Origin of the sequence: Microbacterium esteraromaticum, from assembly GCF_014084045.1 — a bacterium.
GTDB lineage: Bacteria > Actinomycetota > Actinomycetes > Actinomycetales > Microbacteriaceae > Microbacterium > Microbacterium esteraromaticum_D.
Genome location: NZ_CP043732.1, coordinates 1,633,618 through 1,649,715 on the forward strand (window position 1 = coordinate 1,633,618; position 16,098 = coordinate 1,649,715).

Annotated in this window: 15 protein-coding genes and 3 tRNA genes; 10 read left to right on the forward strand and 8 right to left on the reverse strand. The window is 66.8% G+C overall.

Annotated features, from left to right (window positions below):
- The first annotated feature begins 3 nt into the window (after window positions 1–3).
- Window positions 4–1,290: an MFS transporter gene (locus tag FVO59_RS07725; RefSeq protein ID WP_182256285.1), complete on the forward strand. Its 1,287-nt coding sequence runs from the start codon at window positions 4–6 to the stop codon at window positions 1,288–1,290.
- Between the two features lie 9 nt (window positions 1,291–1,299).
- Window positions 1,300–2,247, forward strand: coding sequence for a nucleoside hydrolase (locus tag FVO59_RS07730; RefSeq protein WP_182256287.1), 948 nt, complete (start codon window positions 1,300–1,302; stop codon window positions 2,245–2,247).
- A 136-nt stretch (window positions 2,248–2,383) separates the two neighbouring features.
- Here the strand turns inward: FVO59_RS07730 and FVO59_RS07735 are convergent, their stop codons facing one another.
- Both FVO59_RS07735 and FVO59_RS07740 read right to left on the reverse strand, forming a co-directional pair.
- Window positions 2,384–3,151 carry an ABC transporter permease gene (locus FVO59_RS07735; protein ID WP_182256289.1) on the reverse strand — a complete coding sequence of 256 codons (768 nt, stop codon included), beginning with the start codon at window positions 3,149–3,151 and terminating at the stop codon, window positions 2,384–2,386.
- Entirely contained in the window at window positions 3,148–3,885 is a 738-nt protein-coding gene (locus FVO59_RS07740) for an ABC transporter ATP-binding protein (RefSeq protein ID WP_182256291.1), read from the reverse strand. The genes FVO59_RS07735 and FVO59_RS07740 overlap by 4 nt, the downstream gene beginning before the upstream one ends.
- 149 nt (window positions 3,886–4,034) lie before the next feature.
- On the opposite strand from FVO59_RS07740, the gene FVO59_RS07745 reads away from it, so the two are divergent.
- The 4 genes from FVO59_RS07745 (at window position 4,035) to FVO59_RS16445 (ending at window position 7,285) form a co-directional block, all read left to right on the forward strand.
- Window positions 4,035–5,096, forward strand: a complete 1,062-nt coding sequence (locus tag FVO59_RS07745; RefSeq protein ID WP_182256609.1) for a sensor histidine kinase — start codon at window positions 4,035–4,037, stop codon at window positions 5,094–5,096.
- Window positions 5,093–5,740: a response regulator gene (locus FVO59_RS07750; RefSeq protein ID WP_182256293.1), complete on the forward strand. Its 648-nt coding sequence runs from the start codon at window positions 5,093–5,095 to the stop codon at window positions 5,738–5,740. Before FVO59_RS07745 ends, FVO59_RS07750 begins: the two co-directional genes overlap by 4 nt.
- A 118-nt stretch (window positions 5,741–5,858) precedes the next feature.
- Complete coding sequence (locus FVO59_RS07755) at window positions 5,859–6,434, forward strand: dihydrofolate reductase family protein (RefSeq protein WP_182256295.1); 576 nt, start codon at window positions 5,859–5,861, stop codon at window positions 6,432–6,434.
- Entirely contained in the window at window positions 6,431–7,285 is an 855-nt protein-coding gene (locus FVO59_RS16445) for a DUF4440 domain-containing protein (RefSeq protein WP_259363502.1), read from the forward strand. The genes FVO59_RS07755 and FVO59_RS16445 overlap by 4 nt, the downstream gene beginning before the upstream one ends.
- Window positions 7,286–8,013: 728 nt before the next feature.
- Here FVO59_RS16445 and FVO59_RS07765 read toward each other — a convergent pair.
- The 4 genes from FVO59_RS07765 to FVO59_RS07780 all read right to left on the reverse strand — a co-directional run bounded on the left by FVO59_RS07765 (window position 8,014) and on the right by FVO59_RS07780 (window position 9,445).
- A complete protein-coding gene (locus FVO59_RS07765) occupies window positions 8,014–8,703 on the reverse strand; it encodes a hypothetical protein (protein WP_182256298.1) in 690 nt (229 codons plus the stop codon).
- 427 nt (window positions 8,704–9,130) lie between these two features.
- Window positions 9,131–9,203 (reverse strand) — tRNA-Phe (locus FVO59_RS07770).
- A gap of 69 nt (window positions 9,204–9,272) precedes the next feature.
- Window positions 9,273–9,346 (reverse strand) — tRNA-Asp (locus FVO59_RS07775).
- A 26-nt stretch (window positions 9,347–9,372) separates the two neighbouring features.
- Window positions 9,373–9,445 (reverse strand) — tRNA-Glu (locus FVO59_RS07780).
- 229 nt (window positions 9,446–9,674) lie between these two features.
- Here FVO59_RS07780 and FVO59_RS07785 point away from each other — a divergent pair.
- Complete coding sequence (locus FVO59_RS07785; RefSeq protein WP_182256300.1) at window positions 9,675–11,084, forward strand: M23 family metallopeptidase; 1,410 nt, start codon at window positions 9,675–9,677, stop codon at window positions 11,082–11,084.
- A 79-nt stretch (window positions 11,085–11,163) separates the two neighbouring features.
- Here FVO59_RS07785 and ppa read toward each other — a convergent pair whose 3' ends face one another.
- Window positions 11,164–11,655 (reverse strand): inorganic diphosphatase, encoded by a 492-nt coding sequence (ppa, locus tag FVO59_RS07790; protein ID WP_182256302.1) that lies wholly within the window; start codon window positions 11,653–11,655, stop codon window positions 11,164–11,166.
- A gap of 146 nt (window positions 11,656–11,801) precedes the next feature.
- Here ppa and tilS point away from each other — a divergent pair, with 146 nt between their 5' ends.
- Window positions 11,802–12,794, forward strand: coding sequence for a tRNA lysidine(34) synthetase TilS (gene tilS / locus FVO59_RS07795; protein ID WP_182256304.1), 993 nt, complete (start codon window positions 11,802–11,804; stop codon window positions 12,792–12,794).
- 3 nt (window positions 12,795–12,797) lie between these two features.
- On the opposite strand, the gene FVO59_RS07800 is transcribed toward tilS, so the two are convergent.
- Window positions 12,798–13,382: a DUF937 domain-containing protein gene (locus FVO59_RS07800; RefSeq protein ID WP_182256306.1), complete on the reverse strand. Its 585-nt coding sequence runs from the start codon at window positions 13,380–13,382 to the stop codon at window positions 12,798–12,800.
- Window positions 13,383–13,467: 85 nt separating this feature from the next.
- Here FVO59_RS07800 and hpt point away from each other — a divergent pair, with 85 nt between their 5' ends.
- Both hpt and ftsH read left to right on the forward strand, forming a co-directional pair.
- On the forward strand, window positions 13,468–14,019 hold the full coding sequence (hpt, locus tag FVO59_RS07805) for a hypoxanthine phosphoribosyltransferase (RefSeq protein WP_182256308.1): 552 nt from the start codon (window positions 13,468–13,470) through the stop codon (window positions 14,017–14,019).
- Window positions 14,020–14,091: 72 nt separating this feature from the next.
- Window positions 14,092–16,098, forward strand: a complete 2,007-nt coding sequence (gene ftsH / locus FVO59_RS07810) for an ATP-dependent zinc metalloprotease FtsH (RefSeq protein ID WP_182256310.1) — start codon at window positions 14,092–14,094, stop codon at window positions 16,096–16,098.

A 16,098-nucleotide genomic window follows, 5' to 3' on the forward strand; every position in this document is an offset into this window, starting at 1 on the left:
CCCGTGAACCTGTTCCACGAGCGGATGCGCGGGTTCGAGCGTCGCAACTTCATCCTCATCGTGCTCGATGGGTCGCTGTTCGCGTTCGCGATCTCGTTCCTCTCGGAGGCGACGATCATCCCGGCGTTCGTGCAGACGCTCACGGGCAGCGCCGCCCTGGTGGGGCTGGTCGGTGCGACCTACGCGCTCGGCCGGTACCTTCCTCAGCTCGTCGGCGCGCATCTGGCCCTGGGCAGGGCGCGGCGCAAGCCGGCCCTGTTCTGGATCGTCGTGGCCGAGCGCATCGGCATCCTCGCGATCGCACTCACGGCTCAGGCGGTGGGACTCTGGGACACCGGCGTGGTGGTGGTGCTGTTCTTCCTCGCGTTCTGCGCGTATGCGATCACCACCGGGCTGATCGGCCCGGTGTACGGCGATTTCGTGGCGAAGGCGCTGCCGCGCAGTAGGGGCTGGTATTACGGCATGTCGCAGCTGCTGGGCGGTGTCCTGGGGTTCGCGTCGGCGCTGACCGCCGAGCGCCTGCTGAGCGAGTGGGCGTTCCCGGTCGGCAACCAGATCGCGTTCTGGCTGTGCTTCGGGCTTTCGTTCCTGTCGATCCCGCTGGTCGCGTCGCTGCGCGACGAGGCGTATCCGGATGTCGAGCCGCGGCGGCCGCTCAGCAGGACGCTGCAGAGCATCCCCGGCCTGGTAGCGGGGGATACCGCCTATCGGCGCTTCCTCGGTGTGCGGGCGATTCTCGCGAGCGCGACGGCAGGGATGGGGTTCGTGGTCGTGCATGGACTCGCCGAGGGGTACATCAGCAACGCCGAGGCCGCTGTCGTGGCGGCCGTGTTCATCCTCTCGCAGGCCGCCGGCGGATTCCTGCTGAGCCTGCTGGGCAACTACCGTGGCTGGAAGTCCGTCATCGTTATGGGCGGCCTGCTGCTGACCGTGAGCATGACGGGCGCTCTGTTCGCGCATGATCTCGTGGGCGTCGCCCTCGTGTACGCGGCACTCGGGGCGGCCAACGCCACCACGATCATCGGCGACCCGAACGTCTCGATCGAGCTCGCGCCGCCGTCGCACACGAGTATTTACCTCGGCACCACATCGACGCTGCTCGCCCCGTTCTTCGTGTTCGGGCCGCTGCTCGGCGGTGCGGTGGCCGAGACGACGGGCTACCCGGTCATCTTCGTCGTGGCTGGCATTCTCGCCGCCGTCGGCTTCATCCTCTCCCTGTTCCTGCCCGAGCCGCGCAAGCTGAGGCGCGGCGAGGCCCGGCTGGTGGGTCAGCCGGGCACCACACCATAGGAGGCATCCATGCACCGCATGATCATCGACACCGACACGGCCGCCGACGACAGCTTCGCGCTGCTCGTCGGGTTGCTGCACCCCGAGGCGCAGCTCGAGGCGGTGACGATCGTCAACGGCAACGTCGGGTTCGACCAGGAGGTCCAGAACGCACTGATCACGATCGAGGCCGCGGGTCGCGGGGGTGAGGTTCCGGTGCATCCTGGTGCGCGGGTGCCGCTGGTCAGGGAGTGGCGGCCGGCGAGCGCGCACGGCGACGGGAAGGGCAATCACGACTTCTCGGCGCCGGTGCAGCAGCCGAGCGCCGAGGGCGCGGCCGAGGCGATCGTGCGCATCGTGAACGAATCGCCGGGAGAGATCGAGGTCCTCGCGATCGGGCCCCTCACGAACATCGCGACCGCGCTGTTCCTCGATCGCGACCTGCCGAAGAAGGTCAAGCACCTTTGGATCATGGGCGGTTGCGACAACTCGGTCGGCAACATCACGGCGGCCGCCGAGTACAACTTCTATGTCGACCCGGATGCCGCTGACATCGTGCTCGGAGCGGGGTTCGACACCACGATCGTGACGTGGACGCTCACGCTCGCGCAGGCGTGGTGGGACGAGAAGCAGATCGCGACGATCGGCGAGATCCCCACGTCGCTCGCGGAGTTCTTCCTCATTCTCGACGCCCCGACTACCGCGCACAACGCGAGCGTGGGTGTCGCCGGCAGCTCGCACCCCGACTCGCTCACGGCGATGCTGATCGTCGAACCTGACCTGATCCGCAGGTCGTCCGAGGTGTTCGTGGCGGTCGAGACCCGAAGCGAGCTGACGCTCGGCTACTCGCTGATGGATCGGCGTGCCGACAGGTCGGTGCCAAACGCCCGCATCATCGACGAGATCGACGCCGAAGGGTTCTTCGCCTCGTACTGCAGGCTGCTCGCCGCGGGTGCTGCGTCGGACGATGTGGGCTGACCCGGCGGCGTCCCTCTCGGCGGGAGGCGTGGCGCGATCTCGAGCTCGGTAGCCCGGCCGTTCGGAGGACCTGCACCGCCCTCCTCGTCAGGCTCTCGACCTGGACACCCTGACCTGCGACCGGAGAACCTGCGGTCTACTCCCAGCGGAACAGCAGTGCGGCCGTGACTGCGCCGATGACCACGGTGATGCCGAGGCTGAGCAGCTGCCCGATCGGCACGGGAACTCCTGCCCAGGCTGCGGTCAGGGCCTCGACGGCAGCACCGAACGGCAGCCATCCACCGACCTCCGCGACTGGATCCGGCAGTGCTTCACGACCTCCGAACATGCCGCCGAGGGCACCGAGGGCGAAGAACGCGACGAGTCCGAGAGCGACGGCCGCATTCGGCGTGGGCGCGATGGCAGCCACGATCAGGCCGACGCCGTAGAGCGCTGCCATCGCGAGTGCCAGGACTCCGAGTGCGGCGGCGAGGTCGACAGGCGGGTTCGCGCCGAACGCGAGAGCCGCGACGGTGGATGCCACCGCGATTCCAGCGATGATCTGAAGGGCGCTGACGATCGCCTGGGCGGCGAGCACCATGAACGGGGAGGCGGGGGTGACCGCGAGCCGGCGGAGGATGCCGGAGCGCCGGTAGTAGGCGAGAAAGCTCGGCATATTGATGATGCCGATCGTGGCGACCATGATGACCAGCACGAGAGGAAGAACGTACAAGTCCAGGGCTGTCATGCCGTTCGCGATGACGTGTTCCCCGGCTGATCCTGCGCTGGTCAGAAGGATGAGCAGTGGCAGGCCGATCGGGACGATGAGACCTGCCGTGTCTCGGACGACCATCTTCCCCTCGCTGACGATGAGGAGAAGCAGAGAGCGGATGCCGGGCCTGCGGGCCCGCACGGTGAGGGTCATTCCATCGTCTCCAGTTCTCTTCCGGTCAAGGCGACGAACGCGTCGTCGAGCGAATCGGCCCCCACCCTTGCGACAAGTCCCGAAGGGGTGTCCAGGGCGATGATGCTTCCAGCATCGAGCAGGGCGACTCGGTCGCAGAGCCGTTCAACCTCCTCCATGGCGTGGCTGACGAGCAGGATGGTGACTCCTTCGTCCTTCAGCTGCTCGACCGTCTCCCACATGTGACGGCGCGCCCTCGGGTCGAGGCCGGTGGTCAGTTCGTCGAGGATCACAGCACGGGGGCGGCCGGCGAGGGCGAGCGCGATCGACACCCGCTGCTGCTGGCCACCGGACAGCATCTCGAATCTGGTGCGCTGCTGTTCCTGCAGACCGACGAGCTCGAGAAGCTCGCCGGAGCTGCGCGCGTTCGGGTAGAAGCTCCTGTAGAGGTTGATCAGTTCGTTCACCGTGAGCGCACCGTGCAGGTATGCGTGCTGAAGCTGCACGCCCAAGACCTGCCGGACCTGGGCGCGGTCTCGGTGCGGGTCCAGGCCCAGGACCTCGACTCTGCCGCGGTCCGGGGAGCGGAGCCCGGCAATCATCTCGACCGTGGTGGTCTTGCCGGCTCCGTTGGCGCCGAGGATGCCGAACGTCTCGCCCACATCGACGCGGAGGTCGAGATCGGCGATGGCGACCTTGCCGCGGTAGCTCTTCGCGAGCCCGTCGGCGAGGAACGCCGGGTGGGTTCTCGTCATGGCCCCACGCTAGGCGGGGGTCGTCAGCGGTCGCGCGTGCAGGAAGTCATCTCTGCACACCGTGACTTTCCGCATGGGTGGGGCGAAGAACGTCCTCCTATCGTGGAAGCATGCAGAGACGGGGAACCGAGGCATGGGCGGGCTTGGCGATGCTGGTCGTGTCCGTCGGCGTGGCCGCCCCGACTCTGTTCGGAATCGACGAGCCGGCGGTCCCCAGCTTCTGGTGGGCCACTGTGTTCCTTCTCTTTCTGGTCGGCCTCATCGTCGCGACAGCCGCTCAACGTCAGGCGATACGGCACGGCGGCATCGTCGCAGCCGTCGGCTCCGCCTGGGTGCTGGTGATCACCGCTCAGAGCACCGGCATCTTGTTGATCCTGCTCGTCATCGCCGCGGCGACCAGTGTCTACGTCGTGCCGCTGTGGATCAGCCTCGTCATCGCCGGCCTCAACACCGCGGTGATCGCGATCATCGCGGTGCTGGGTGGTCGGGACCTGGTGGAAGGCACCATCCTCACCGGCTTCTATCTCCTGATTCAATCGGCGACCATCTTGAGCACGACTGCGCTCATCCGCGAGCAGCGTGCGCGACAGGAGCTCGCGCGGGCACACGTCGACCTGAAGGCGGCCAGCGTGCTGCTCTCCGAATCCGCCAGAACGATGGAGAGGCTGCGGATATCGCGCGAACTGCATGATCTCATCGGCCACCAGCTGACGGTGCTGACCTTGGAATTGGAAACGGCCCGCCATGTCGACGAGGCGAAAGCCCGGGTGCACACGGAACGGGCGAACGAGGTCGCGCGCGCGTTGCTGAGAGATGTCCGCGACACTGTCGGGCAGATGCGCACAGAGGCACCTGACCTCGAGCGGGCGCTGCGGGAGATGACCGATACCCTGCCAGGGCTCGAGGTCACGATCGACGTCGCGCCGAACGTCCACGTGGGAGAACGTGAGACGACGGCGCTCCTCCGCGCTGCGCAGGAGGTCGTGACCAACACACTTCGCCACGCCGACGCTCGCGAACTGTGGATCGAAGTGAGGCGGGACCGGGACAGCACGGTGATCCTCCGTGCCCGCGATGACGGCCGCGGGGCGACGCAGGTCCATTTCGGCAACGGTCTGCGGGGCCTTCGAGAACGGTTCGAGGAACTCGGCGGAGGCCTCTGGGTGGACGGAAGTGCGGGGTTCCAGGTCACCGTGAGGACGCCCGCGTGATCCGCGTCGTCATCGTCGACGACCAGGCACTGGTTCGTCAGGGCTTCGCTGGCCTTCTCGGCGTTGCCGGCATGGAGGTCGTCGGTGAGGCGGCGGACGGCAAGGCTGCACGAGAGGTGATCGTTCGCACCCGACCGGATGTCGTCCTGCTCGACATGCGCATGCCTCGCTTCGACGGCATCTGGGTTCTGCAGCAGTTGCGCGAGGAAGACATCGACGTCCCCGTCTTGGTGCTCACCACGTTCGATGAGGACGCGCTCGTGCTGGATGCGCTGCGCTCGGGCGCGCGCGGATACCTTTTGAAGGACATCACTCTTGAGCAGCTCACGCATGCGGTGGAAACCCTCGCCGCAGGTGGGACCCTCATCGCGCCCGCGCTCACTGACCGGATGCTGCGCGCGATTCGGTCTCAGGCGCCACCGGAGGACGCGACAGCGATCGACGGCGCGCGCGAGTTGACGGATCGCGAGCTCGATGTCCTCCGCCTGGTCGCTTCCGGCTACAGCAATCGTCAGATCGGCGACGCACTGTTCCTCGCGGAAGGAACAGTGAAGAACCACGTCTCGACGATCCTCGTCAAACTCGGGGCGCGGGATCGCACCAACGCAGTCCTCCGCGCGTTGCACGATGGGCTGCTCGGATGACCCGCCTGCCCGCCTGCGACCACCTGTCTCAGGCGATCGCCCTATCGATCGACACTCCCATCCATCACGAGGGAACGGTGCGGGTCGAGCACGCAAAAACAGGAGAATTGAGGGCCGCATGGGCAACGTGATCTACTCCATGATCGTTTCGCAGGACGGGTACGTCGCCGACGCCGACGGAGACTTCAGCTGGGCGCAACCCACAGAGGAGGCGCTCGCCTCCGTGAACGAGGAGATGAGCGAGGTCGGGACCTTTCTGTACGGGCGCCGCATGTACGACATGATGGCCGTCTGGGAAACCGACCCCGCTGTCGCGGCTCAATCAGCGGAATCGGCGCGATTCGCCGAGATCTGGAAACGGACCGACAAGGTCGTCTACTCGCGCGAGCCGACCTCCCGCACAGGGCTGCGACAGACGTTCGATCCCGCGGAGATCGCACGCCTGAAGGAAGCGACGGCACGCGACCTGACGGTCGACGGTCCGACACTCGCCGCCGAAGCGATCGCACACGGACTCGTCGACCGGATCAGTCTGCTGATCTGCCCGGTCACAGTCGGGGGTGGTCTCGCTTTCTGGCCGAAAGTCCGTATGAATCTCGAACTCCGCCGCCTCGAGCGCTTCGGGGGCGGCGTCGTCCACCTCAGTTACGACGTGCCAACCAGCGGCACTGTCGCGAAGGGAGCATCTTCGTGAGGATCGCATTCATCGCAGGCTTCGGTCCCGTTGCGCAGAACCCCGGTGTCGCGCTCGACTTCTGGTCGAACGCCATGGGGATCGAGTTCGATGGGATTGTCGCGGGTCACCGCCTCCTGCCCGGTCTGGACGGCGCAGAAGCCTTCGCGCTCTGGCCGCTGAAACAGGCTGCACAGGCGACCTTCGGTGCGGACCAGTGGCCACGAGACAGGCAGGTTCCGCAAGCATGGATCGAGATCGAGGTCGATTCTTCGCGGGCGGTGGCAGAGGTCGCACAGGCACTGCGTGAGAAGGGGCAGGAGATCCTCGTCAACGTGCATGAGGAGGCGTGGGGGCGGACGACGGCCCGCCTCCTCAGCCCCGAGGGCCTTCTGGTCGGGATCTCCCACATCCCCGCATCCCACCGCACAGCAGGCCCCGATCACCCAGCACCGAAGGCTGAGCAGGGAGCTCTGAACCCTGAAGTCGACGCTCGTGCGGCGCTGAGGCTCGAGAGTCTCCTGACGCTCGAGCGTCGCGGGTGGGATGCGCTCTGCCGCTCCGAAGGTGGTTCGTTCTACGGAGAGATCATGACGCCGGAGGCGGTGATGGTGCTCGTCGACGGATCGGTGCTCGACAGACAGGCGACCGTTCACGCGCTGAATGACTCGCCCCCGTGGTCGTCCTATTCCATCGAAGATGCTCGACAGGTCCCGACCGGCGAGACCACTGCTGCGCTGGTCTACAGGGCCACGGCTCATCGTCTCGGCCGGGATGAGCCGTTCTGCGCGCTGATGGCTAGTCATTACGCGATCGTCGACGGTAAGCCGGCATTGACGCTGTATCAGCAGACTGCCATCGCCTCACGATGATCACCGTCGCTCGTCAGGAAGCCACTGTCGAACAGGGACGTGAGGTCGGCTTCGCGGGGCTGCTGAGCAGGTCGTCGACGATGCTGCCGCTGGCGGCGCGGATGGGGGATCGATAGCACAGTCCGGCGGTGGCTGCAGGCAGCGCAGCAATACGGGCAGAGTCGCGGCGGGGTATCTGCCATTTCGATCGGTCCTGATCGGAAGGCAGTCCTCATGCCGAGGGCGCCGAGGACGATGCTGAGTGTGGCGAAATGGTTGATGACGGACATCAGAGCAACCTCTCCGCGCGTAGCCTTCCCGCCGGATGTGCAGATGGCTCTCCCTCAGAGGCCCTTCTCCTGTGCGATCTTGTTGCTGCGCTGGACGAATTTTGCGCCAAGTCCCGCGAACACTACGACAAGCGGAGTGCCCACGAGGAAGATTCCCGCCGAGAGTGATGGGAAGCCTGTCGCAAGCAGCACGAGGACTACTAGAGCCACAACGATGATTCCGATGTAGATCAGCCAAGATCGCATAAGTCAGCTTTCCTTCCAGGTCACATTCAGAACGGTGCGGATGAACGACAGTTGATCACAGATCCACCCTTGAGGTCTTACCACCACAGAGTCCGACCACCGCTGCAGATCCCGTTCGCGACCAGATAGGTCATGGCGACAGATCGATCCTGACGGGGCGTTGGAGATGATCCAGCAGGCTGCTGGATCATCTCAGTCACCCCATGGTGGGCGTCACTCGGCGCGGCGGGTGGGCCGTTCTGCGATGAGGGACGGTAATGATGTCGTGACCGTGACCCACTTCTGGGCGGTCGGCGAGATCCAACCGGCCAGGTCGAGGGCGAACTGAAGATCCTTGCCGAGGTCACGCTGATGGATCGGCTCGTGGTGGGCGGCTCGGTTCCGCACGTAGTTGAGCTGTTGCATCCGGAAGGCCACGTTCTTCTGCCTTGTGCGGAGATCCGGATGCCCGAACGGAAAAGCTGCATGGGTTGAGGGGATCCAGAGCGAGGTCAGATAGCGGGATTCCACCAGGTAGCGCCAGAACCCGAGGGAGAGCTCCGCAACGACGCGACCGTGTATCTCCTTGCGCTTTCCTTTGCGTGTTGCCCGGTCGCGCGCCTGCCGGAGGTCCTTGAGCCCTTGAGCATCGACGGGAATCGTGTCGAGCCAGGATGCTCCATCACGCTTCCGCTGTGCCCAATCGCGCAGCTGTGCGTCGAGCGCGTTTCGCGTGATCACTTCGACCATCGACGTCAGTTCCATGGCGCTGGCGGCGGCGCGCATGTTCCACTCGTAGAGTTCGAACGCGTCGGTCGTCGTGCCTCTGGTGGCGCGAACGTACGAACCCAGGCGCTCGGCGGTGACGAGGGGGAGGAGCGCGTCGTAGTCCTCGGGTGTCAGGGGTGCCCGCTCGGTTGACATTCAGGATCCTGGTCGTAAGCTAGTTCACGAAGACCCCGGAACGATCACTGGCAATGGCCACATCGCCGGGGTTTCGTCTTGCCACCCGGGATTAGGCTCCCGGCCCTGCGGGCGCTTCGCGTGACGGCGTCACCGGGAGCCTAATCCCGGGTGGCTCGCTGCCTTGTCGACGCGCCCTGCGCTGGGTGAGCTCGCAGTGAAGAAGGTGGAACACGCGGTGCAACCGGCACAAAACCGGCACAAGCCCCGCATGCGGCGCGTTTCGTCTCGCTTCGCTCGCTCAACGACCGGGCTTCACTCGCATAACAACGAGGCCGGAGCAACCAGGAGCGCGGCCCAGAAACCGTCCCTCACCAGGGCAAAGCAAAACCCTCGCGATGTAGAAGCTACGCGAGGGTTTCTGGGACCGTTGTAACGACGGTCCTTGTGGCTCCGACCGGCATCGATCCGGTGACCTTTCGATTTTCAGTCGAACGCTCTACCAACTGAGCTACAGAGCCGCGCGGCACTTCGAGAACTGCCGCGTCCTAGACGAAGAGCCTCCTCGAAAGAAGGCTCATCGCTCGGAGCGACCCTGACGGGACTTGAACCCGCGACCTCCGCCGTGACAGGGCGGCACGCTAACCAACTGCGCTACAGGGCCATAACTTTTCAATTGTATCGGAAGAGTGACCCCAACGGGATTCGAACCCGTGCTACCGCCGTGAAAGGGCGGCGTCCTAGGCCGCTAAACGATGGGGCCGAAGAGATTCCCGGGGGTTTCCCTTGCCGACGCTCAAGCATAAGGGACGAAGAAGCGAAAAACGAAATCGGGGCGGTTCCGCTTCCATCCCGGGCGTTTCGGGTGGACGATAGAGGGGTCTCGCATGCGCGTCCGAGTGCTGCCCGAGTGCTCTGCGAGGCACGCCACCTGTTGCGGATGTGACGAATGTTGTTAGTGTTACAGCTGTGAAACCGGCGGAAGGAGCCGAGTGAACGAGGTAAGACTTGCGGACGCCCGATCCGCAGGCGACGACGACTGCGGCTGCACGCCGCCCCCTGCCGACCGCTCTTCCCTGCTGGCGAATTCGAAGGTCACTCGTCGTGGAGCGATCACCGTCGGCGCGCTGAGCGCCATCGCCCTCACCGCATTCGGAGTCTCCCACACCACGCAGACGGCCCAGGCCGCCGACTACCCCAGCTGGGACGACGTGCAGCGCGCCAAGGCGAGCGAGGCGGCCAAGGCCGTCGAGATCACGCGCATCGAGACGCTGATCGCGCAGCTGACCGATCAGGCTGCCGCCGCCGAGGCGGCAGCACGTAAGGCCGGCGAGGAGTTCTACGCCGCGCAGCAGGCCTACTTCGACCAGGCCGCCAAGGCCGAGGCCCTTCAGACGCAGGCCGACGAGCAGGCTCAGATCGCCGACGAGAGCGCCCGCAAGGCCGGCCAGGTCGCCAACCAGCTGTACCGCAGTGGCGGAGACGAAGCCGCCCTCGAGCTCTTCCTCTCCGAATCGTCCAACGGCGCCGACGACCTGCTGGCCCGCCTCGGCAGCATGGACAAGCTCGTCGAGTACAACCGCACCGTCGCCGAGCGCGCAGCATCCGCTCGTGACACCGCTCAGTCGCTCAGCAACCAGGCATCCGCCGCTCGAGATGAGCGCGACCGTCTGCAGAAGATCGCCGAAGAGAAGATGGTCGCGGCGCAGCAGGCAGCCGAGGCGGCACAGAACGCTCTGGAGGAGCGCCAGGCCAACCTCGTCACCCTTCAGGCTCAGCTCGCCGCCCTCAAGGACAACACCACCGCAACGGTCGCCGCCTACCAGGAGGGCGAGCGCGTGCGGAAGGCCGAGGAGGAGCGGCGCCGCCAGGAGGAGGCCGAGCGCCTTCGCAAGGCCGCCGAGGAAGCCGCCAAGAACAACCAGGGCGGCGGTGGCGGTGGCGGTGGTGGCGGTGGCGGTGGTGGCGGTGGCGGTGGCGGTGGATCCGGCTCCGGCGCGTGGCGCCGCCCGCACGGGGGGCGCATCTCGTCTGGCTACGGGCCTCGCCCACCGCGTTGCACCAATGGCGTGTGCCGCTCGACCTTCCATCGCGGTCTCGACTTCGCCAACGGCTGCGGTGCGGCGATCTACGCGGCGTCATCGGGTCGCGTCGACGTCGCCTGGTACAACGGCGGCTACGGCAACTACGTGCGCATCCAGCACGGCGGCGGCGTCGCCACCGGCTACGCGCACCTCAGCAGCTACGCGGTCCGCAGCGGGCAGAACGTCAGCGCCGGCCAGATCATCGGCTATTCGGGCAACACCGGCGCCTCGCAGGGCTGTCACCTGCACTTCGAGGTGTACACCGGCGGCGGCACGACCGACCCGTACAGCTTCCTCTCGCGCCGCGGCGCTCTCTGAGCGAAGCGCATCGAGACGAGAGAACCCCCGGCCACGCGGCCGGGGGTTCTCTCGTCGTGCCCGCAGCGCGGGCGCGGAGTCAGTGTCCTTCGTTCGCGAAGCGCTCGATGGCCTCGTCGAGGATGCGCTGCGCCTCGGCGGCGTCGCCCCAGGCGTCGACCTTGACCCACTTGCTGGGCTCGAGGTCCTTGTAGTGCTCGAAGAAGTGCGCGATCTCCTTCTTCGTGTACTCGGGCAGGTCGCCGATGTCCTGGATGTGGGCCCAGCGCGGGTCCTTCGAGAGCACGGCCACGAGCTTGTCGTCGCCGCCCGCCTCGTCGCTCATCTTGAGCACGGCGACCGGGCGGACATTCACCACGACGCCGGGGAAGATCGCGTGGTCGAGCAGCACCAGCACGTCGAGCGGGTCGCCGTCCTCACCCAGCGTGTTGTCGAAGTAGCCGTAGTCGGCCGGGTAGCCGAAGGTGGTGTACAGGACGCGGTCGAGGTGGACGCGACCGGTCTCGTGGTCGACCTCGTACTTCACGCGGCTGCCGCGCGGGATCTCGATGACGGCGTCGTGTGCGCCCATGTGCTGTTCTCCTTGAAATCGACGGGTGTCGAAAGTCGGCGGATGCCGAAAAGACGGGTGGATGCCGCAGACAAGCCTACTCGGGCGGGCTGGAGCCTCCGAGCCGCTGCGTCCTGCCCTCGAAGTGACCGCGCTAGCGTTGAGCCGTGCCATCGCTCGATCCCGCCATCGCCGAAGTCCGCCGCGCAGTCCGCGCCGCGCTGAGTCCGCTGCCTGACGGGGCCACCGTGATCGTAGCTCTCTCCGGCGGCGCGGATTCACTCGCGCTCACGACCGCCACGGTGTTCGAGGCGCGCGCACGCGACATGCAGGTGCTGAGTCTGACGGTCGATCACCAGCTGCAGGAGGGCTCGGCGGACGTCGCCGCGTCCGCCGCCGTCGCCGCTGAGCAGCTCGGCGTGCACGACGCCCTGCAGACGAAGGTCGACGTCTTCGCCGATGGAGACGGCATCGAGGCGGCCGCCCGCGACGCCCGCTATGCGGCGATCCACAGCATCGCCCGCGCCGAAGGCGCCGCGGCCGTGCTGCTCGGACACACCCTCGACGATCAGGCCGAGACGGTACTGCTCGGGCTGGCCCGTGGCTCTGGCGCCGCCAGTCTGCAGGGCATGGCGCCTGTTCGCACGAGCGAAGACGGGATGCTCTGGATGCGTCCGCTGCTGGGAGTGCGCCGGGTCACCACGCGCGCGTGCTGCACGGCATCCGGAATCGAGGCCTGGGACGACCCGCACAACCTCGACGACCGCTACGCCAGGGTGCGCACGCGCGAGCGCGTGCTGCCGGTGCTCGAGGCCGAACTCGGACCGGGGATCGCAGAGGCGCTGGCCCGGACGGCAGAGCAGCTTCGCGAGGATGCCGAGGCCTTCGAGGAGATGATCCACGAGACCATCGAGGACATCGTCGAGCACGCCGAGGCGGGGATCGCGGTCAGCGTCGCCGCGCTCGCCGCGAACCCGGCGGCGCTTCGCAACCGCATCATCCGCCTCGTCGTCGACAGCGAGTTCGGAGTGAGCCTCACCCGTTCCCAGACTCTCGAGGTGGCTCGCCTGGTGACCCACTGGTCGGGTCAGGGGCCGATCGATCTGCCCGCCTGCACCGCGCGGCGGTCAGGCGGGCAGATCGTCTTCACCGCGCGTTAGCGGCTACTTGCGGCCGCCGAGCAGTCCGCCGAGGATGTCGCCGAGCCCGCCCCCGGAGGACGAGCCCTGTCCGCCACCCAGCAGTCCGCCGAGGATGTCGCCGAGTCCGCCGCCTGCGGATCCGGAGGACGAGCCCTGGCCTCCGCCGAGCAGTCCGCCGAGGATGTCGCCGAGTCCTCCGCCGGCGCCGCCCGACTTGCCCTTGTTCATGTTGGCGATGATGCCCATGATGATCGGCGCGAGGATCGGCAGCAGCTTGCCGAAGTCGATCCCGCCCGCGGTCTTCTCGCTCTTGTTGAGGGTCTCGGTGACCTCGCCCTGGCGATCGCCGAAGACGTGCTTCACGATCTTCTCGCCGTCGGCCTGGTCGACGTCATCGACCTTCGAGGCTCCGGAGAACCCGCCGTGGCGGTTCAGCGCCTTCTCGATCGCCGCCGAGCCCTCATCGGTCTCCGCATTCTTGGCGAGGCCTCCCAGCAGCGTCGCGCCGCCTTCCTGCACGGCCTGTCGCGCCACATCGGGGCTGACGCCGAAGCGCTCAGCGATGTCGTCGATCGGCACCTGCTTCAGGATCTCGTCGAGGTTCATGTGTTCCTTCCCCGCAGGACGGATGCCCCGCTCCACCGCTCACAGTAGTGCGGAAGCCCACGGCGGATCGACCTAAGATCGATCCATGCGCGCTGCCGACATCCAGGACGACCTCAGCAAGATCCTCGTCACCGAGGAGGAGATCCTCGCGAAGCTGGACGAGCTCGCAGTCCGGGTCGCCGAGGACTACGCGGGCAAGGATCTCGTGCTCGTCGGGGTGCTCAAGGGCGCCGTCATGGTGATGGCCGACTTCGCGCGTGCGCTGCCGATGGACGCCCCGATGGACTGGATGGCCGTGTCGAGCTACGGCGCGAGCACGAAGTCGAGCGGCGTGGTGCAGATCCGCAAGGATCTCGACGTCGACCTGCACGGCAAGCACGTGCTGATCGTCGAGGACATCATCGACTCGGGCCTGACCCTCAGCTGGCTGCTCGAGAACTTCGAGTCCCGAGGGGCGGAGTCGATCGAGGTGCTCGCGCTGCTTCGCAAGCCCGAGGCCGCGAAGGTCGAGATCGACTCGAAGTACGTCGGCTTCGACATCCCGAACGAGTTCGTCGTCGGCTACGGCCTCGACTACGCCGAGCGCTACCGCAACCTGCGCGATGTGGCCGTGCTCTCGCCGCACGTCTACAGCTGAGTCCCCGCGCCGTTCCGCCGACGGTGAACGCACAGCGGACGCCTGAACACCGAGCGGTACGCTGAACGCATCATGGATGTCAAGAAGGTCTCCCGCAATCCGCTGATCTACGTCGCGTTGATCGGCGCACTGCTCTTCGCCGGTTTCCTGCTGATCTCGAATCTCTCCGCACCCAAGCAGGTCACGGTGCAGCAGGGTCTCGAGCTGCTCGAGGGCGACACCGTGACGAAGGTGGTCAACACCGACGGCGACCAGCGGGTCGACCTCACTCTCTCGAAGGAGTTCGAGGGCGCCAAGAACGTGCAGTTCTACTACGTCGAAGCACGCGCGGACCAGGTCGTGACGGCCATCGACGGCGCAGAGATCAAGGCGAAGGATGCGAACGACGTCGTGCCGCGCGCGACCTGGTTCGACGGCTTCCTCTCGCTCCTGCTGCCGCTCGTGCTGCTGGGCCTGCTGTTCTGGTGGCTGCTCTCGTCGATGCAGGGCGGCGGCAGCAAGGTCATGCAGTTCGGAAAGTCGAAGGCCAAGCTCGTCAACAAGGAGACCCCCACGGTCACCTTCGCCGACGTCGCCGGCGCCGACGAGGCCATCGAGGAGCTGCACGAGATCAAGGAGTTCCTGCAGGATCCGGGCAAGTTCCAGGCGATCGGCGCCCGCATCCCGAAGGGCGTGCTGCTGTACGGCCCTCCAGGAACCGGCAAGACGCTGCTCGCCCGCGCCGTCGCCGGCGAGGCCGGCGCCCCGTTCTACTCCATCTCCGGTTCGGACTTCGTGGAGATGTTCGTGGGCGTGGGCGCATCCCGCGTGCGCGACCTGTTCACCCAGGCCAAGGAGAACGCGCCCGCGATCATCTTCATCGATGAGATCGACGCCGTCGGCCGTCACCGCGGCGCGGGCCTCGGCGGCGGAAACGACGAGCGCGAGCAGACGCTCAACCAGATGCTCGTCGAGATGGACGGCTTCGACCCGAACGCGAACGTCATCGTGATCGCGGCGACCAACCGTCCCGACATCCTCGACCCCGCGCTGCTGCGCCCCGGCCGCTTCGACCGTCAGATCGGCGTCGACGCCCCCGACCTCAAGGGCCGTCAGCACATCCTCGAGGTGCACGCCAAGGGCAAGCCGCTGTCGCAGTCGGTCGACCTCGAGGTCGTCGCGCGAAAGACACCCGGCTTCACCGGTGCCGACCTCGCGAACGTGCTCAACGAGGCCGCTCTGCTCACCGCTCGCTCGAACGCCCAGCTGATCGACAACCGTGCCCTCGACGAGGCCATCGACCGCGTGATCGCCGGCCCCCAGCGCCGCACCCGCGTGATGAAGGACAAGGAGAAGCTCATCACGGCGTACCACGAGGGCGGTCACGCCCTCGCCGCGGCGGCGATGAACTACACCGACCCGGTGACCAAGATCACGATCCTCCCGCGCGGCAAGGCCCTCGGATACACGATGGTGCTGCCGGTCGACGACAAGTACTCGGTCACCCGCAACGAGCTGCAGGATCAGCTGACCTACGCCATGGGCGGGCGCGTGGCCGAGGAGATCGTGTTCCACGACCCGACCACCGGCGCCTCGAACGACATCGAGAAGGCGACGAACATCGCCCGAAAGATGGTCACCGAGTACGGGATGACCACGCAGGTCGGCCCTGTCAAGCTCGGCTCGGAGGGTGGCGAGATGTTCGTCGCGCGCGACATGAACCGCGGGCGCGACTACTCCGACAAGGTCGCCGAGGCGGTCGACGAGCAGGTGCGCGCGCTCATCGAGCAGGCCCACAACGAGGCATACAAGGTCATCAGCGAGAACCGCGACATCCTCGACCGCCTCGCGCTGGCGCTGCTCGAGGAGGAGACCCTCGACCACAACCAGATCGCCGAGATCTTCACCGAGGTGCGCAAGCTCCCCGAGCGTCCGCAGTGGCTCTCCAGCGAGGAGCGTCCGGTGTCGACGCTGCCCCCCATCGCGATGCCGCGTCGCGTCGAGGAGGGCGTGGCCGCGCAGACTTCGCAGCCGGGCGACTCCGCCCGCACCGCCGGTTCGCCCGCGACCGGCGGGCAGGCCCGACCGGCGACGGCGTGA